Source organism: Desulfobacula sp. (assembly GCF_021107415.1).
Genome location: NZ_JAIOSW010000497.1, coordinates 1 through 16047 on the forward strand (window position 1 = coordinate 1; position 16047 = coordinate 16047).

Annotated in this window: 13 protein-coding genes and 2 pseudogenes; 8 read left to right on the forward strand and 7 right to left on the reverse strand. The window is 42.3% G+C overall.

The genetic code is table 11. The features are described from left to right. From K8S13_RS24715 to K8S13_RS24725, 3 genes and pseudogenes are all read left to right on the forward strand, one after another. Positions 1-213: pseudogene (locus K8S13_RS24715) on the forward strand (pyridoxal phosphate-dependent aminotransferase); the annotation flags it as partial. A 199-nt stretch (positions 214-412) separates the two neighbouring features. Beyond that, entirely contained in the window at positions 413-622 is a 210-nt protein-coding gene (locus tag K8S13_RS24720; RefSeq protein WP_291466393.1) for a hypothetical protein, read from the forward strand. Positions 623-653: 31 nt separating this feature from the next. Continuing rightward, positions 654-2435, forward strand: a complete 1782-nt coding sequence (locus tag K8S13_RS24725; protein ID WP_291466394.1) for an acyltransferase — start codon at positions 654-656, stop codon at positions 2433-2435. Positions 2436-2742: 307 nt separating this feature from the next. On the opposite strand, the gene K8S13_RS24730 is transcribed toward K8S13_RS24725, so the two are convergent. The 4 genes and pseudogenes from K8S13_RS24730 to K8S13_RS24745 all read right to left on the reverse strand — a co-directional run bounded on the left by K8S13_RS24730 (position 2743) and on the right by K8S13_RS24745 (position 4888). After that, positions 2743-3693 (reverse strand): bile acid:sodium symporter, encoded by a 951-nt coding sequence (locus tag K8S13_RS24730; protein ID WP_291466395.1) that lies wholly within the window; start codon positions 3691-3693, stop codon positions 2743-2745. Positions 3694-3707: 14 nt separating this feature from the next. Continuing rightward, complete coding sequence (locus K8S13_RS24735) at positions 3708-3920, reverse strand: AMP-binding protein (protein ID WP_291466396.1); 213 nt, start codon at positions 3918-3920, stop codon at positions 3708-3710. A 95-nt stretch (positions 3921-4015) separates the two neighbouring features. Further along, positions 4016-4462: pseudogene (locus tag K8S13_RS24740) on the reverse strand (DsbA family protein); the annotation flags it as partial. Between the two features lie 12 nt (positions 4463-4474). Continuing rightward, positions 4475-4888, reverse strand: coding sequence for a hypothetical protein (locus K8S13_RS24745; protein ID WP_291466397.1), 414 nt, complete (start codon positions 4886-4888; stop codon positions 4475-4477). 409 nt (positions 4889-5297) lie between these two features. Between K8S13_RS24745 and K8S13_RS24750 the strand changes: the two genes are divergently transcribed. Further along, on the forward strand, positions 5298-11951 hold the full coding sequence (locus K8S13_RS24750; protein WP_291466398.1) for a C25 family cysteine peptidase: 6654 nt from the start codon (positions 5298-5300) through the stop codon (positions 11949-11951). 35 nt (positions 11952-11986) lie between these two features. Here the strand turns inward: K8S13_RS24750 and K8S13_RS24755 are convergent, their stop codons facing one another. From K8S13_RS24755 to K8S13_RS24765, 3 genes are all read right to left on the reverse strand, one after another. Then, positions 11987-12433, reverse strand: a complete 447-nt coding sequence (locus tag K8S13_RS24755) for a DUF4143 domain-containing protein (protein ID WP_291466399.1) — start codon at positions 12431-12433, stop codon at positions 11987-11989. A gap of 326 nt (positions 12434-12759) precedes the next feature. Then, on the reverse strand, positions 12760-12924 hold the full coding sequence (locus tag K8S13_RS24760) for a hypothetical protein (RefSeq protein ID WP_291466400.1): 165 nt from the start codon (positions 12922-12924) through the stop codon (positions 12760-12762). Positions 12925-12989: 65 nt separating this feature from the next. Then, positions 12990-13400 (reverse strand): helix-turn-helix transcriptional regulator, encoded by a 411-nt coding sequence (locus tag K8S13_RS24765; RefSeq protein ID WP_291466401.1) that lies wholly within the window; start codon positions 13398-13400, stop codon positions 12990-12992. Between the two features lie 274 nt (positions 13401-13674). Between K8S13_RS24765 and K8S13_RS24770 the strand changes: the two genes are divergently transcribed. From K8S13_RS24770 to K8S13_RS25850, 4 genes are all read left to right on the forward strand, one after another. Beyond that, positions 13675-14022, forward strand: coding sequence for a GNAT family N-acetyltransferase (locus K8S13_RS24770; protein ID WP_291466402.1), 348 nt, complete (start codon positions 13675-13677; stop codon positions 14020-14022). A gap of 233 nt (positions 14023-14255) precedes the next feature. After that, entirely contained in the window at positions 14256-14849 is a 594-nt protein-coding gene (locus K8S13_RS24775; protein WP_291466403.1) for a type IV toxin-antitoxin system AbiEi family antitoxin domain-containing protein, read from the forward strand. Positions 14850-15069: 220 nt separating this feature from the next. Further along, positions 15070-15777, forward strand: coding sequence for a nucleotidyl transferase AbiEii/AbiGii toxin family protein (locus K8S13_RS24780; RefSeq protein WP_291466404.1), 708 nt, complete (start codon positions 15070-15072; stop codon positions 15775-15777). A 199-nt stretch (positions 15778-15976) separates the two neighbouring features. Then, the coding region (locus K8S13_RS25850; RefSeq protein WP_367172885.1) for a type II toxin-antitoxin system VapB family antitoxin at positions 15977-16047 on the forward strand (71 nt) is incomplete at its 3' end.

Genomic DNA, 16047 nt, shown 5'->3' on the forward strand with positions numbered 1-16047 from the left:
CTGGAGGGAACTTATCTGGCCTGGGCTGATTTCAGGGAACTTGGGCATGACAATGAAAGCCAGATTAGGCTTCTGGAAGAAACCGCCAAAGTCGGTCTTGATCATGGGAACTGGTTCGGAGACAACGGTACCGGATTCGAACGGTTCAATATTGCCTGCCCGAGAACTATTCTTGAAAAGGCAGTAAAATCCATTATAAAGGCGTTAAAATGACAAGCATTAATTGATTCAGGGGAACATTGTTGATCCATTTGTGTTTATTTCCAATTGCCGGCAATTATTGGCCGGAAATCAGACCGATATTCTATTTTTATGAGCTTGGGGCCAAACATTGATTATTGTCTTAAAAACGTAACAATCCAAATGCACCAGACGAGCCGGTGATTTGGAAACGTTCTGTAAATAAGAAAAAATGAAATTCAATGTATATGGAAGAAAGATTGAAATTATCAAATCGTTGAATGGTTGGGATGTTTTTTATATAGGAAATGAAGGAAAAAAGCGAACAGCTCATGACATAATTATTCTCATAGATTTGAAAGAGTCTGAAATAGTTGGCTATCTTGAAGACTTGCTTCACGAATGGGCAACTGCTAAAAATCATAGCGTTTTTAAATTATAATAGAAAAGCAAAATTCAGGAAGTTTTGAGAAATGAAAAAAGAAAGCACCTTCTCCAAAAGAAAATATGAATTTGACTGGATCAGGGTTCTGGCAATCCTGATTGTATTTTTATATCACAGCACCCGGTTCTTTAACCTGGAAGCCTGGCATGTTAAAAATACCGACACCTATGTCTGGGTGGAAATTTGGAATTATTTTGCCACCCTCTGGATGATGCCGGTTTTTTTCATTATTTCGGGTATCGGTCTTTTCTATGTCCTGAGAAAAAAATCAGGATGGAAACAATTCTACGCAGATAAATTTACCCGGCTGATGATTCCTTTGATCTTTGGAACATTTACTCACAGTGCGTTACAGATTTATCTGGAACGCATCACTCATAACCAGTTTTCCGGTTCATTCTTTTCTTTCTTTCCATCTTATTTTTCCGACCTTTATCTGGAAATCGGAGGGACCGGGAATTTTGCATTTCACGGCATGCATCTTTGGTATTTGTTGTTTTTATTTTTGTTCAGTCTTTTATGTTACGGGTTGTTCAAATGGCTTATGGGAAGTGCAAATAGACTGCTTGTCAGGTTTACAAAGCTGTTAGATAATCCCGTTCTAATGTACATGATATTTCCCTTTGTCTTATTAGCAATGAAATTAATCATCCCAGCCTCGATATTAAATGCCGGCAGTGGTGGGTGGGGATTTATCTATTACTTATGGTTTCTGATTGCAGGATTTGTTATTGCCTCCAGTCCGGAATTGAGCCTGAAAATTAAAGATAAATGCGGATTATCTCTTCTCATCGCTGTAATATTAACCATATTTTACCTTTACCAGTCTTTCAGCCGTTCCTATATTGTTTTCCCAGTTGATATAAGCCCTTTTTTATATTCCTTTTTAAGATATGTCTGTTCCTGGACCTGGCTTCTTGCCATTACAGGGTTTGGTATGCGGTATTTATCCTTTGACCATCCCGGTCTAAAACATCTCAATGAAGGGGTCATGCCGTTTTATGTCCTGCACCAGACCGTACTGTTGTGTGTGGGGTATTTTGTAATGCCTTTGGTAATTCATGATTTTATAAAATGGGGCCTTGTTTTTTGTGGTTCATTCTTAATCATCATTGCAATTTATATGATCTTTATCCGCAAAATCGATCTGTTACGTTTCCTTTTCGGAATGAAAACCTCTCATCCCTTCTATGATATACTGCACAGACGAAATGCACTTGTGATCCCCCATTTGGTTTTCATCGGTCTAATCGTTTTTTCCGTAACAAACAGCTCCACCGCGGTCGGTATTTCCAAGAAACCCGGCCCGGTCATCTATGACAAGAACAAAGATATTATCCTTAATATAAGTTCGGCTGCAAAACTCTCGGCAACCGGAGTGCAAATCGTCAAAGACAGAAATGCCGTTGAAGGAGAGGCCATCGGATTTACTAATGAAGCGGTTTCAAAACCCCTGAAAGATCCAAAAATCTATGTGGACATAGGTTTTTTCGCACCAGCCGGAAGCTATATCATATGGCTGAGGGGAAAATGTGAATCTGATGATCTTTATGCCGATTCTGTCTGGCTTCAGTTTGACCGGCAAATCGGTACAGGCCGCGGTCGGATGTTCGGCAACTGGGCTAATATCCATCCGGCACATAACTGGGGATGGGCAAGTGACGGCGCCCACGCTGTACCTGTAATACTAAAATATACTGGGGACCATAGGGTTCGGATACAGCCCCGCCAGATTCCCCACAAGATTGACCAGATCTGGTTGAGCTGGTTTCAATATCGTGTTCCGGACAACAACAGCCCCATAGAATAATCTGTTTCTTGTTCAACATTTAGGGCAGGTATTGAAATAGTAGTTTCCATAATCCGGGAGTGTGACAATTCAAAACCTGAGATTGCTCTGGTGCTTGATTGTCCACAATAAAAATCAACAAAAAAATGCACCGGGCGAGCCGGTGATTTGTAATTACATTGCCCGGCAAAAAAATAAATGATCGCGGAGTCAGATAATCTTCAGGCTACTTAAACTTTACTGCAAGATACCCGTCAATCATAAGATGAGTAATATGATGCACCACACAGACAAGGAGAGCTGTTCCATATTCTGGGAAATAGGTCATCTACAGCATGACAGAAAGGGGCAGGGTTTTTTGTGATCCCATGAAAATCACACTCTCGCGTTTGCCTTTGCCGATGTTAAGAAGCCGGGAAACCAGGCAGAAAAATCCCAAAAGACACAGATGAAAAACAATGACCAGGGGAACTATCAAGAAAAAGCTGCTGCTTTTGGATATAAGAATCTCCTTGACGCCTGACAATGACATAAAAACAATACAGATCACACAGCATTGATTGATAATTCCCATAATCTTTTTTCGGTTTGCCGTAATATTGAAAACCATCTTCTTTAAAAACATGCCGGTGATCAACGGCAGGAGCACCAGGATCAGCAATTTTACAATAATCGCTTTTTGATCAATGGACAGTACTGTATCCTGCTGCTGCAAAAGCAAAAAAATTGAAAGTACCAATGGAATGGAAACAATGGCAATACAATTGGAAACAATCGTTACAAAGAGTGCATGGGCCATGTTCCCATCGGCATTTCCTGTCATCCCTACACCGCTTGAAATGGTTGTCGGCATCACTGCTACCAGGAACATACCGAGGAGGATACCGGTTTCCGACATGCCTTCCCGCTCCACAGGCTCTTTACCAAATATTTGTTTGATCCTTTGAAACTCTTTAACCGGAAGGGGTGCTGATCCTGATGTCCAGAGTCTCATGTGATCGAAACAAAGCGTTTGATTTTTTAGCACGTCAATAAGTTTTGAATACATGGCCGGAACTCCCATGAATATGGAACAGGCCAGATCTGTCTTGTTTTCTTTTAAAATATCAAGCACGATTTCAGGAGTAAACCTATCAAACAGCACCACATGTGCCCCTGAAATCAAGGCCGTGTGCAGGGCAAAACATAACCCGTGAACATGGAAAAGGGGCAGAGAATGACACAAGGTATCAGACTCTGAAATTTCCCATATGTTAATAATATTTTTTGCATCATGCACCAGATATTTCTGGGTCAGAACAGCACCTTTAGGATCGTAAGCGACGGTGCTGCATCATTTAGCAGATAGGTTAACTCAAATTTTTTAAATCCCGGATTCAGGGGCACACATACCGCTCCTATTTTTTGAAGGGCAATGTAGACAACAATAAAAACCAGGGATCTATCAAGGAGAAGAACAACATTATCTGATTTTTTAATCCCCTGCTTTAAAAACAGGTTAGCCATTTTCTAATCTATACCTTTCAAGCTTGCATTTTCAATAGAAATTTATACGATTTAAAAAAAATCGATTTAAATACAGGTTGGAATTTTGTAGGCAGCTATTCGGTATTACCGGGAACAGTTTCATGCTTTTTTTTGTCCAGCTCCTTATCTATCATTCGGGACATGGCATCAATTGAGCGGTTCTTAACAAGTTTACCGTTAATAAATATGGCTGGAACTCCTCGAACCTTAACTTTTTGTGCCAGCCGGACATCGAAATTGATTTTGGTGTTGATAGAAGGATCTTTTAAATCTTTTTCAAATTTTTCCATGTCAAGACCGGTTTCCAGCGCAAGAAATTTTATCTTTTCATCATTCAATTTATTGTAATTTTGAAAGAAAATTTTTGATATCTCTCGATATTTTTCCTGATTGGCGGCCGCAAGCGCAGCCACAGCAGATTTTCTTGCAGCTTTATGTATTCTAAGAGGATAGTGTTTGATAACAAGGTTTGCGTCATTCGGATATTTCTCAAGCAACTGCTCAAGTACAGGGAAAACCCTGGCACAATAAGGTCATTGGTAGTCAGAAAAAACAACTATAGTTACAGGTGCATCGGCTTTACCGATTACCGGCGACCGGCCTGTTTGAATATTAAAGATTTTTACTATCTGAATGATTGATATCCGGTTATTTTCTGCATCTGTTAGAAATAGTTTTTCTCCATCGGGAGACACAACGATCTGGGAAAAAGTGTCGGTCAGCGGTATGATTTCAGTAATTTTATTTTCGGATTTTGAATGAACTTTTATGCTTTTTTCACAAAGTATATAAATGGTTGCCCCGTCTTTGGATATGGTTACGTCTATCGGCTTTTCATCAAGGTCAATACTGTTTAGGATATTCCATTCAATTTTGGCATGAACAATTGAAAAAAAGATGAAAATGAACATGATTGCAGTAACTGCCTGGAACAATATTTTTTTCATAGAGGCCCTCCTTTTTTATATGTTCATAAATGTGTAAGAAAAATTTAGGAACATGATTCCGAATTAATAATAAAATTTATTTTCGATCCTGCCATAGGTGGAAATAAATATTTCAATATCACACTACTAAAACATATATTTCAATGCAAATTATTTCACAACAGGACTTGTCCCGGGATATTATTTGAATATTTTTTAGATTAAATATATTTTTTTCAATTGTGTAATATTTTTCCTAATTGTATGTAATTTTTTTCACAATGTTACATTTATTTCCTATGGAAAAAATTACCATAAATTACTGTAAATATTACCATATAAGACTTTCATGGTGTGGTTAAAAATGGAACATTTCTTGCATGTATTATAACAAAATAATGATAAAGCAAAACCTAAGGAGGGCGTGGTGATGAAGCAGATTAAAATATATGCAATCATTTTAGGCCTGTTGTTTTTACAGGGTTTCTTTTTTTTAGTTAGCTTTCCTTCCCTTTCTTTAGCCGGGTGTCTGTATACGGAGCCTGCGTCAAGTGCTTGTTATGCACCGCGTGTCATCCCCGGCAATGTCGGCCAGCACGTTGTTTTGATGGACGTATCCGATGCCTCGAGCACAATATCGATGTCTTGCAGTCTTTATTCGGTAGGTGATTTGGTGTACTTTTCGGTCACCCCGACTGTCACCGGGTGGGTAACGGTGAGTACCTGTCATCCCATGACCAGTTATGATACTGTGCTGGATGTATTTTCCGGGACGGGCTGTGAGTTGTTCAATCAGGTGGCCTGCAATGATGACAGTACGGATGAGTATTGTGATTCCAGCTGCACGGGCCGACCGAGCAAGGTGAGGTTTTGGGCCACAGCAGGAAGCTCGTACAGGATTCGTGTGGGATCATACAACCAGAACAGCGGGAACTGTGCCCTTTGTCTTGGTCTGATCGTCACCATTGGTACACCGTGCGGTGATCCGCCACGCAATATCATCTGCCAGGAGGCCATGGAACTGCCAGGCTCCTTTGGATCACATGAAGCCGAAATTGATGCAGCAGACGCTCTATCAATTTCCGAAAGCTGGTCCTGCAATGGCACCACCAAGGCGATAGGGTATCCTACATGGTTTCGCTTCATATCGGAAATTGACGGCAAGGCCACCTTTACAACCTGCCATCCCACCACAAGCTTTGATACGGTGGTGCGTGTATTAAACGGTTGCAGCGGATTTGTTATGACCTATGCCTGCAACGATGATTCGCTGGATGCAGGCTGTAGCAATATCTGCGGAGGGTATAGGGCATCGAAAGTTTCATTTGACGTAACGGACGGGTATGAATACTTTATTGAGGTGGGTTCGTATAATAGCAATTCAGCAGGCTGCACCCTGTGCCTTGGGGTCCGTCTGACGATTGAAGAATGCAGAATAGCTGAGGATTGTGATGATGGTAATCCCTGTACGACAGATACCTGCGGTGCAGGGACATGCGAGTATTCGAACAAATCTTACGGCACTGTCTGCGGCGACGACGGCAACGAATGTACCGTCGATATCTGCAATGGATCCGGTGCCTGCATTCAATCCAACGCACCCAATGGCACACTCTGCGGAGATCCTTCCAATACAGACTGCACTAATCCGGACACCTGTAGCTCAGGCGTATGCGTTGCCAACAACGTATCCTATGGTAATGCATGTGCAGGCGACGGCAACGAGTGCACCAATGATATCTGTAACGGCATCGGCGCGTGCACCCACCCTTACAAGCCTTACGGCAGTGCCTGTGGAGACCCTTCTAATACGGACTGCACCGATCCGGATATTTGTAATGGTGCAGGGGCATGCCTTTCCAAAAATGCTTCTTACGGTAGCTCCTGTACGGATGATGGGAACGAGTGTACGTACGATCAATGTAACAGTACAGGAAGCTGCACCCATCCGAATAAACCATCCGGGTCATCCTGTGGTGATTCCTCTGCTAGTGACTGCAGCAACTCCGATACCTGTGACGGTTCGGGCCAGTGCGATGAAAATAACCTTCCTTCAGGCACTCCCTGTCCCAACGATGCATTCTGTGACGGATCGGAAACCTGCGACGGGACAGGCGACTGTCAGTCGGGTGAACCACCTTGCGAGGCAAATGAAACCTGCAATGAGATGGCAGACACATGTGACATAATTACCGACTGGTATGTTGGCCCGGGAGCCAGCATTCAAGCCGCCATAGACGCTGCCTTTGGTTCCGGAGGAGGGACTGTCCACGTAGCAGCAGGGACTTATCACGAAAACATTCAGCTTAGAAATACTGTAAAGGTCCTGGGCGCGGGGGCAGGGGATAATCCTCTAGTGCATACAATCATTGACGGTGGCGGCATTGATTCAGTCGTTATGGCAAGTGGAGTGGATTCGACAGCAACACTTGACGGATTCTTGATTGTCAACGGGTCGGCCTCTGAAGGGGGCGGCTTACATCTTAACGGGTCGTCACCTGTGATAAGCAACTGCCAAATTTCAGGCAATGGAGCCACCTACGGCGGGGGGATGCACAATGAGGATGCTTCACCCACAGTGGTCAATTGTATCTTTTCGAACAATACCGCCGATAATGGAGCAGGGATGTACAACGAGGGGTCTTCCAACCCCATAGTGGTGAACTGTACCTTTACCGGTAATTCGGCTGTATTGAGTGGCGGCGGTATCAACAGCCTCAGCACCTGCGTGATCCGCAACTGCGTAATCTGGGGAAATACTCCGGATGGAATAAGTGGTACGGCTGATGTGGCGTACTGCGATGTACAGGGCGGTTTTACTGGAACAGGCAATAAGGATGTGGACCCAATGCTTGTGGATGCCGAAAACGGCGACTTCCACCTGGAAATGGGCTCGCCATGTATTGATAGTGGCGATAACGGGGCACTGCCTACAGGGATCTCTACTGATTTTGAAGGGCAGATCCGCATTCTTGACGGAGATGGCAACGGTACGGCCATAGTAGATATGGGGGCTGATGAAGCCTTATTGAGTACGGCCTGGCTGTCAGGATATGTCTACTCGGGTGCCCTGGGCGATGAAACCACTCCACTATCGGACGTGGGTGTACAACTTTATTGTTCAGACAACGCAGGAGACCTTGGCATACTTGTCACCACCACCACCACCAATGCCCATGGATGGTACTGGCTGCCTATACCTGAAGTTTGTAACTATTATAATCTGCTGGAGACAGACTCTACAGATTATACGTCCACCGGTGCTGTAACCGTGGGGGGCGCTGTGATAAACAAAAACCGGATTCAATATTCTCATCCTCTTACAGGAAAGATTTTAACGGACAACAACTTCTGGGACATATTTGATTCCACGCCACCACAAATCATTTCAGGTCCCACCCTATCTCTCATAACCCAGAGCTCAGTCCGTATCTCCTGGGAGACTGATGAAGACAGTGTCAGTACTGTCCGCTACGGAAGAGATGCGCAATTGAATGACTCGGAAGAAGTTGAGACCACTTTTACAAAAATTCACGAAATCACATTGAGCGGTCTTGACCCTTCGGCAACCTATGGCTTTACAGTGCTATCAACGGACACCTGTGGAAACACCATTGAAAGCGATGACCTCATGTTTGATACCCTTGCCGTACCGGACCAGATAGATCCTGAAGTCACCATTAACGAAACCGGAATCTCACAGGGAACCGTCATTTTTTCTGCCGATGCCATGGACAACAACGGTATTGAAAAATTAATTTTTTTCATCGATGATTCACCGGTCACCACCATCTTTTCTCCGCCCTATGAATTTCATATTGATACCACCCGATTCCTTAACGGTGAACATGTTCTGAAGGTGGTTGCCGAAGATTTTTTCGGGAGAATGAAAGTGGATACCCGTAATATTGATGTCTTTAATTTTGTGGATACAGAGGTACCCCAAGTCAATATTTATCATCCGTCAATTGATCTGGATTCACTTTCAGGGAATGTTCCGGTTTATGTCACAGTGAGTGATGATTCCGGCTGGAGCGAAGTTGAATGGTTTGTTGATGGAATAAAAATCGGTGGCGGAAGTTTTCCTGTCAGCCCGTCTCTTAACGTTAAATTCTGGTGGGATACCCGTTATATACCCAATGGCAGCTACCGATTAGGCGTTACGGCAACTGATAAGGATATGAATCAGGGCGTGGATACCATTGATGTAACAGTCAACAACCAGTCTTCTCCATTTAAACCGGATCTTATCATAGAGAAACATGAACTGTTCCAATATGGCAACAAATTTGTCTGTGAAATTACTGTAAAAAATCAAGGTACAATGGAGGCAAAAAACATAGAGATCCATGATGCCATGTCAGGCTTTCAGGCCATATCCCGACTCAACGTCAACGGTGCGGATTATACAGCCCGGTTCGATTCAAGCACCAACCGGGGCGTTTGTATCATCAAGGACAGCGTGACCCTCTCTTCGGGGAATACCAGAACTTATATTTTTTACCTTGTTCCGGTACTGCTGCATCCGTCACCGCCCCAGCCCGCTGTGGGACAGACAGTGAAACTCTTTTATGAAACAGGGGCAGTTTTGAACAGAACGTTTCAAAAGGATATACAATTTACCATCCTTAAGACATCCGATGTCCAGGAGAGGAAGATGATCGAAGCCCATGAGACGGCTGTTGCCCAGAGCGATTATTTAATCATGACACACCCGGGGCAGCTTTCCACCTTGAATCCTGCAAATCCAGACGATGTCAATGATCTCTTCTCGGAGATGGCACAACTGGCATGGAATAAAAATGGAATTTTGGGATATCTGAATGTATCAAACAGAAATACCATACGCGGCCTGATTCTATCCAATGGGCTGTGGGGCAAAAAAATGCATGCAGATTTTCGAACGACCAGCAAGGGATACCTCCTTATCGTGGGAGAGACAGAAATCATCCCGGCCTGGGGCAGTGGACTTATATGGAATATTTCTTATAGCAATACGACGTGTATTACTAGGGAAGTAGACAACAGTGATCTGCCCTATGCCAATACCGGGGGCAGCAATAACTCTCCGGAACTCATCGTGGGCAGGATAATAGGAAATGATGCATCAGACCTTGCCATGGCCATCCAGACGAGCAACCGGGTCCATAGCGGTCATCAGGGATATGGATTTGAACGATCAGATGCCCTTCTGGTCAGCGGTACAGATGGAAACACTACTATACAGAAGATGTTTAGTGGTTTTGTAGATTCTGTTGAGACAAAGATTAAAGGTGAGTTCACTGTCACAAAATTACACTTTAAGGATTTGACAGCCAATCAACGGGTGCCCCAGTTTAGAAGTGATGCATCCGATCAGGACGTCATTGTCTATATGGGCCATGGAGGCCCGGACTCCTGGGAAGATCTTGATACTGATGATTTCCCGGGAGACCCCCTGGCAGTCCCCCCTGTTCCAGCCATTGAATTTGGTGACACCAATCCCCTGGCCCTTTCATGGGCGTGCCTGTCCGGATCATATGAAGATCACACGGCAAACACCTGCAGCTATGCCGGAGGAGATGATAATTTTGCAGAAGCCTTTTTTGATCAGGGAGCGGCTGTTTTTATCGGGGCAACCGAGGTGTCTGAAATCGGCCGTAATGTTCTTTGTGGTAAAGCTTTTTTCGAAAAATGGTGGAAAGCAAACACAACGGTGGGCAAGGCTTTCACAGATTTGAAGCGGGATCGCTGGAGTACAAATCAAGTTTGGCAGCTCTGGATCTGGGAGTATAATATATACGGTGATCCAAAATTCGGTGCTGTTGCTTCAGAAAGTGCCTCTTCTCTTGAGGATACGTCTTTGCAGCAAACCGATGGTGATGAACCGCCTTCTTCCATGGAAATTAACATACCCGACTATACAGTTTCAGTGGAAGATGGATTTCATTTTTTAGATATCCCGGGCGGTGATTTGATACTTGAATCCGGAACTTATCGGATTCCCTGTTATTCTGTTGCTGTGGATTATCCTCTGGGTCACAGGGTTCAAAATGTTCAACTAATCCACCGGGCTGAACCGGTTTTGGATACCGGACTTAATCTTCCTGTTAACCAGAATCTCATGGCAGGAGGAGGTTCTGCCAGCAAGGGCAGCGCACCGGATGGTGAAGGCTGGGTGCCTGAAAAAAATTACCGCTGGCATGTGATTGAAAATCCAGACGGCACAAGCACCTTGTTCATAAAGATGTATCCCATTAAATACAATTCAGAAACAAAGGAAATCAGGTTTTATCCGTATTACATCTTTGACATTGAAACAATGGTTTCAGATGTGTCTATAACAAATGCCTTAACTGAAGTGGATGACTATATAGAAGGTGATCTGATCCATTTCAATATGGACATTGAAAATTCAGGTGCTCCCATGGATGTAGTTGTCAGCATCCTGATCAAACAGGACGGGAATGAGAGTCCCGTTGACAGCCTGCTGCTTGAAACACTCAAAGGGCTTTCCGGTCATGCTGTTTTCAGACCCGTGTGGAACAGCACAGGATTTGGGCCGGGTTCATACTACATGGAAATGACCCTGAAGGACGTCCTGGGAAATCTGCTGGATGTAAAGACCAGGATGTTCCGTATTGGTATAATCGCAGGAGCGGTCGAATCCTTAACTGCCATACCTGAATATTTTACAATAGGGCAGAGTGTCTCCATCTCCATGGACTTCTGGAATACCGGTACCCAAAGCATAAATGGAACGGCCATAATTCGAATCCAGGGGCATTCATCGAAAGGGACTATAGAGGAATTCAAACACGGGGTGATTGATTTAAATCCCGGAGAGAGCATCACCTTCAACGACACCTGGGATACCCAGAACAATGAAAAGGGGAAATATTCAATTATAGGAATAGTTGTCTATGACAGTAGGACTACCGAGCCTGTGACGGTGGTGATCAGCACATCCACCTGCCCTGAAGATGTCGATCATGATGGAGATTTGGATGGCAGAGATCTTGCTGCTCTGGCGGCTGAGTTGACGGATGAAGCTTTTCTGACCTCCTTTGCATCTGGTTTCGGTCGTTTGGATTGTTTCGATTAGGAAGCCAGGGCACACACGCTTAAGATAAAATTTTTTCAATTTATTTTATTTACAATTCTCATTAACTGTCCTGAAAGATAGTGAGGCAGTGAATAAAGAGTAAACCGGGATTCGCCTTTGACGGTGTTTCTTTTTTCATGGAATATTGAAGGCGGCATTGAGTTGAATCGAACTGCATGATGAAGCGATTTTTCAACGACCATGATCTGTAAAGAGCGTAAGCTGCCTGTACTTCCAGCTTTTACTTCCACTGGAATAATTTGCCTTTTATTATTTGTAATGACAAAATCAACTTCAGCAGAGGCAGTTTTTTTCTCTCTTGCCCAATAATACAACTCAGGTTCTATAAAATATTGATGCTGTACCATAATCTGCTGAGCGATTAATTGCTCTGCCAGTGCACCTTTGTTAAAAGGATAAAGGATAAGAAGGAAAAAGGATAAAAGGAAAGGATATCTTATAGACAGTGCCGGACTAATCATTCTACCCAACTACCCGGCGATACTAACCAGTGTCCTTGCTCTTCCCAACATTGTGGGAGAATTAGCACTTGTGGTCTGGATAGCATTCAAGGGCGGAAAGAAATCATCAGGGAAGGTAGCTTAAGGAATTTTTTAGAGTGAAACTTTGCCATAACAAGTGCATTAAGATGGATTTTACCCGCCGCTCGTTCCTCGCTCTGGGCAAAACCACTTATGCTAGCGTTATCTGTGAGATCCACGAGATATGATTTAGTGAAAAAAGAAGGGGAACCAGGATAATTGATTAAATCCTAATTCCCCTCTGTAAAATAAAATTTAACTTAATATTACTTTTCTTGTTGAGCCTCTTTTTTAAATGGGACACATCCGCATCCACAATTATCATCGATTTTGGCCATTTTTAAAGGTATGCAATCGCATTCACAGGATTCCTTTTTTTCCTCTCTTGCGGGGATACATCCGCAATCACAACTGTCTTTGTTCTCAATCATTTTTATCACCTCCTTTTATGTTATGTATTTGCGCAATAACTTAATCAGTTTGGCAAAAAAAAAGCTCATTTCTCAGCTTCTATTTCTTTGACCCTTCCTTGCACTCTATCGAGTTCTTTTTGTAACTCAATTTCATATTTTTTGAGCTCGTCGATACCAATCGTGGTTATTTCATTCTCTTTAAATTTACCTGTTCCTTTGCATCCACATGAGCAAACTTCATTTAATATTTCTCGACAGCCCTCCATGGCTTCTTCATTTATCGAATACGGAATCCAATACCCTTTTCTCTCACTTCTCACTAACCCGGCTAGTTTTAATATTTTAAGATGTTGTGAGACGGCTGGTGGAGTGATGCCAAGTTTTTCTGAGATGTCTTTGACCCCTAAAGGACCATTTGCCTTGAGTAGTTCAACAATGTTTACTCGTGTGTCCACACTTAAAACTTTAAAAATTTCAGCTGGTTCAATAATCATAAATAATCTCATTAAGTAGTTATGCAATAACTAAATCATAACAACCAATATAGGTATTGTCAAATAAATTTTTATATTGTAATTTAATTGTAGGATAATCTATGGAAACAATCAGATAACATGGCGCTTCAGGTGCAAAGGCAAGCTTGAAAGTTTTTAAAACTTAGGTTCCCCACAGTTATTAGGTTATTTGACCGGAGAACGGGGGGAGGAAGGGACTTGAGAAATTCCGTTCCAAAATTATTTCTCATGCACTTTAACAGCACCTCTTTTGTTGCTGAAACAGGTACTGATTTTGTGTGGTTTTTTAGTCGGGTTTTTTTCACAAAAATATCCTAGTGAAGGGTATATTCACTTTGTCGGTATTCATCCAGATGTCCGAAAATCCGGTTTGGCTCGAACCTTATACCAAAAATTTTTCAACACTTGTTTACTGGACTCTCGAACAATTGTTAAATCATGCACTGCTCCAATAAATAAGCTGTCTATTGGTTTTCACAAACAAATGGGTTTTTCAATTGAACCAGGTAATTCTGAAATAGATGGTTTGCCTATTACAACAGGCTATTTAGATAAAAATGATCAAAAAGTTCTATTTAAAAAGATATTAACACCAAGATAACCCGCACTTCAGCGGACCGCTGGGGGCGGCTTTGCCTTTTCCAAATTTCAACCCTACGGTCGGTGGTTCCTGAGCTCAAACCGTTGTACGTCAGAAAATAAAAGAATGAGAGTTCCTCAATAGCCTTGAAAAAAATGTAAAGAATGCAGGAAAAAAGTTTGATTTTTTTCTCAAAGCCAGACATAATGTCACCATATATTAATAAAGAATGACAATATGTCTGAAAAATACTTATGAAAAACCAATCAAAACAAATTTTCCGTGAACATGGTGGTCAACTTAGAATGAGTGAAGCCATCAAAAACGGTATTTCGCGTTATATGCTATATAAGCTAAGGGACAAAGGTGTCATCGAACAGATAAGCAGAGGTGTCTATCGACTGAAAGAGCTTCCACCGATTAACAATCCTGATCTGGTTACAGTGAGCCTTAGATTTCCGAAATCTGTCATTTGCCTTATCTCAGCACTGGCGTTTCATGACATCACAACACAGATTCCACACTCTGTTTCTATAGCGGTATATAGATCTTCGCGACTCCCTTCGCTTGACTACCCTCCTATTCAGTCACACCGATTTTCAAATGACGCTTTTAATGCTGGCATCGAAAACCATCGGATTGATGAGGTGCCTGTAAGAATTTATAATATAGAAAAAACCCTGGCCGATTGTTTCAAATTTCGCAATAAGGTTGGAATGGATGTCGTTTTGGAAGCATTGAAACTCTATAAAACAAGAAGAAATTTCAATCTCAATAAACTCATCAAATATGCAAAAATCTGTCGGGTTAAAAATGTGATGCTGCCCTATCTGGAAACAATAATATGAAATCAGCTAAGAACATCCCGGCATCTGTGCGGCAACGACTTCTTAATCGGGCTAAAACTGATCAGCGCCCTTTTAATGAGTTGCTTCAATATTATGCCATGGAGAGATTTCTGTACAGATTTTCCTTATCGGTACATGCGGATTGATTTATTCTTAAAGGCGCATTAATGCTCAGGATTTGGCGATCTCCAGGGTCCCCCCCCCAACCATGGACATTGATATGCCTGGAATTACGAGCAACAACGAGGCTGAAATCATAAGACAAATCCAGGATATAATGATTGTGGATGTGGAACCGGATGGATTGGATTTTGATCCCGATTCCATTCAGTGTGAACGGATTACCGAAGATGCGGATTATGAGGGAATCAGGCTACGATTCCTGGGAAAACTGGAAAAAGCAAGGATACATATGCAACTGGACATCGGTTTCGGGGATGCTGTATATCCAAAACCTGAGAGACTTGAATTCCCTACTATACTTGATTTTCCTGTACCACATTTGCTCTGTTACAGCCGCGAAAGTTCAATCGCTGAAAAATTTGAAGCTATGGTCAAACTGGGTATATTGAATAGCCGTATGAAAGATTTTTATGATATCTGGTTATTGTCACGGCTTTATGATTTTGATGGCAACACTTTAACTGAGGCTATCCGAATTACTTTTGAAAGACGGGGAACAAAATTATCTCCAAAAATCGAAGCATTCACTGAATTTTTTAGAGATGCCAAGCAGACTCAATGGATTGCGTTTTGGAAAAGACTCCAACAACAACATGTCCCAGCATCATTTAAAGAGATTGCAATTATGGTAGATAATTTTATCTCTCCGATTATTTCAGATCTTTCCTCTGAAAGTTCAAATCCGAAAAAATGGTCTGCCCCTGGCCCCTGGGTTTATGCAAAGAAATCCAACTCGAAAGAATAAGCTGTAAAAAAGATATTTCAACAACAGAATTCTACGGATGAACCGTAGATTCTGGGTTACAAAAAGACAAAAATAATTGGATGATCTTGCTCAACACTGCAAGGCAGTGAGAAAACTCATGGCCTGATTTTAACAATATACTTGACATCACACATCAAAATACTTACAATTATGTGTAAATAAAAATGGAGGTATTATTATGGCTACAAATCTTGCATTAGATGATTCTTTGATTGAAGAAGCAAAAATAATTGGAAAACATCGAACCAA

What these genes read in the sequence shown, in the direction of transcription:
- K8S13_RS24720 (WP_291466393.1), top strand. Translation starts at nt 413, where the DNA reads ATGAAATTCAATGTATATGGAAGAAAGATTGAAATTATCAAATCGTTG.
- K8S13_RS24725 (WP_291466394.1), top strand. Translation starts at nt 654, where the DNA reads ATGAAAAAAGAAAGCACCTTCTCCAAAAGAAAATATGAATTTGACTGG.
- K8S13_RS24735 (WP_291466396.1), bottom strand. Translation starts at nt 3,920, where the DNA reads ATGGCTAACCTGTTTTTAAAGCAGGGGATTAAAAAATCAGATAATGTT.
- K8S13_RS24745 (WP_291466397.1), bottom strand. Translation starts at nt 4,888, where the DNA reads ATGAAAAAAATATTGTTCCAGGCAGTTACTGCAATCATGTTCATTTTC.
- K8S13_RS24750 (WP_291466398.1), top strand. Translation starts at nt 5,298, where the DNA reads ATGAAGCAGATTAAAATATATGCAATCATTTTAGGCCTGTTGTTTTTA.
- K8S13_RS24755 (WP_291466399.1), bottom strand. Translation starts at nt 12,433, where the DNA reads ATGATTAGTCCGGCACTGTCTATAAGATATCCTTTCCTTTTATCCTTT.
- K8S13_RS24760 (WP_291466400.1), bottom strand. Translation starts at nt 12,924, where the DNA reads ATGATTGAGAACAAAGACAGTTGTGATTGCGGATGTATCCCCGCAAGA.
- K8S13_RS24765 (WP_291466401.1), bottom strand. Translation starts at nt 13,400, where the DNA reads ATGATTATTGAACCAGCTGAAATTTTTAAAGTTTTAAGTGTGGACACA.
- K8S13_RS24775 (WP_291466403.1), top strand. Translation starts at nt 14,256, where the DNA reads ATGAAAAACCAATCAAAACAAATTTTCCGTGAACATGGTGGTCAACTT.
- K8S13_RS24780 (WP_291466404.1), top strand. Translation starts at nt 15,070, where the DNA reads ATGCCTGGAATTACGAGCAACAACGAGGCTGAAATCATAAGACAAATC.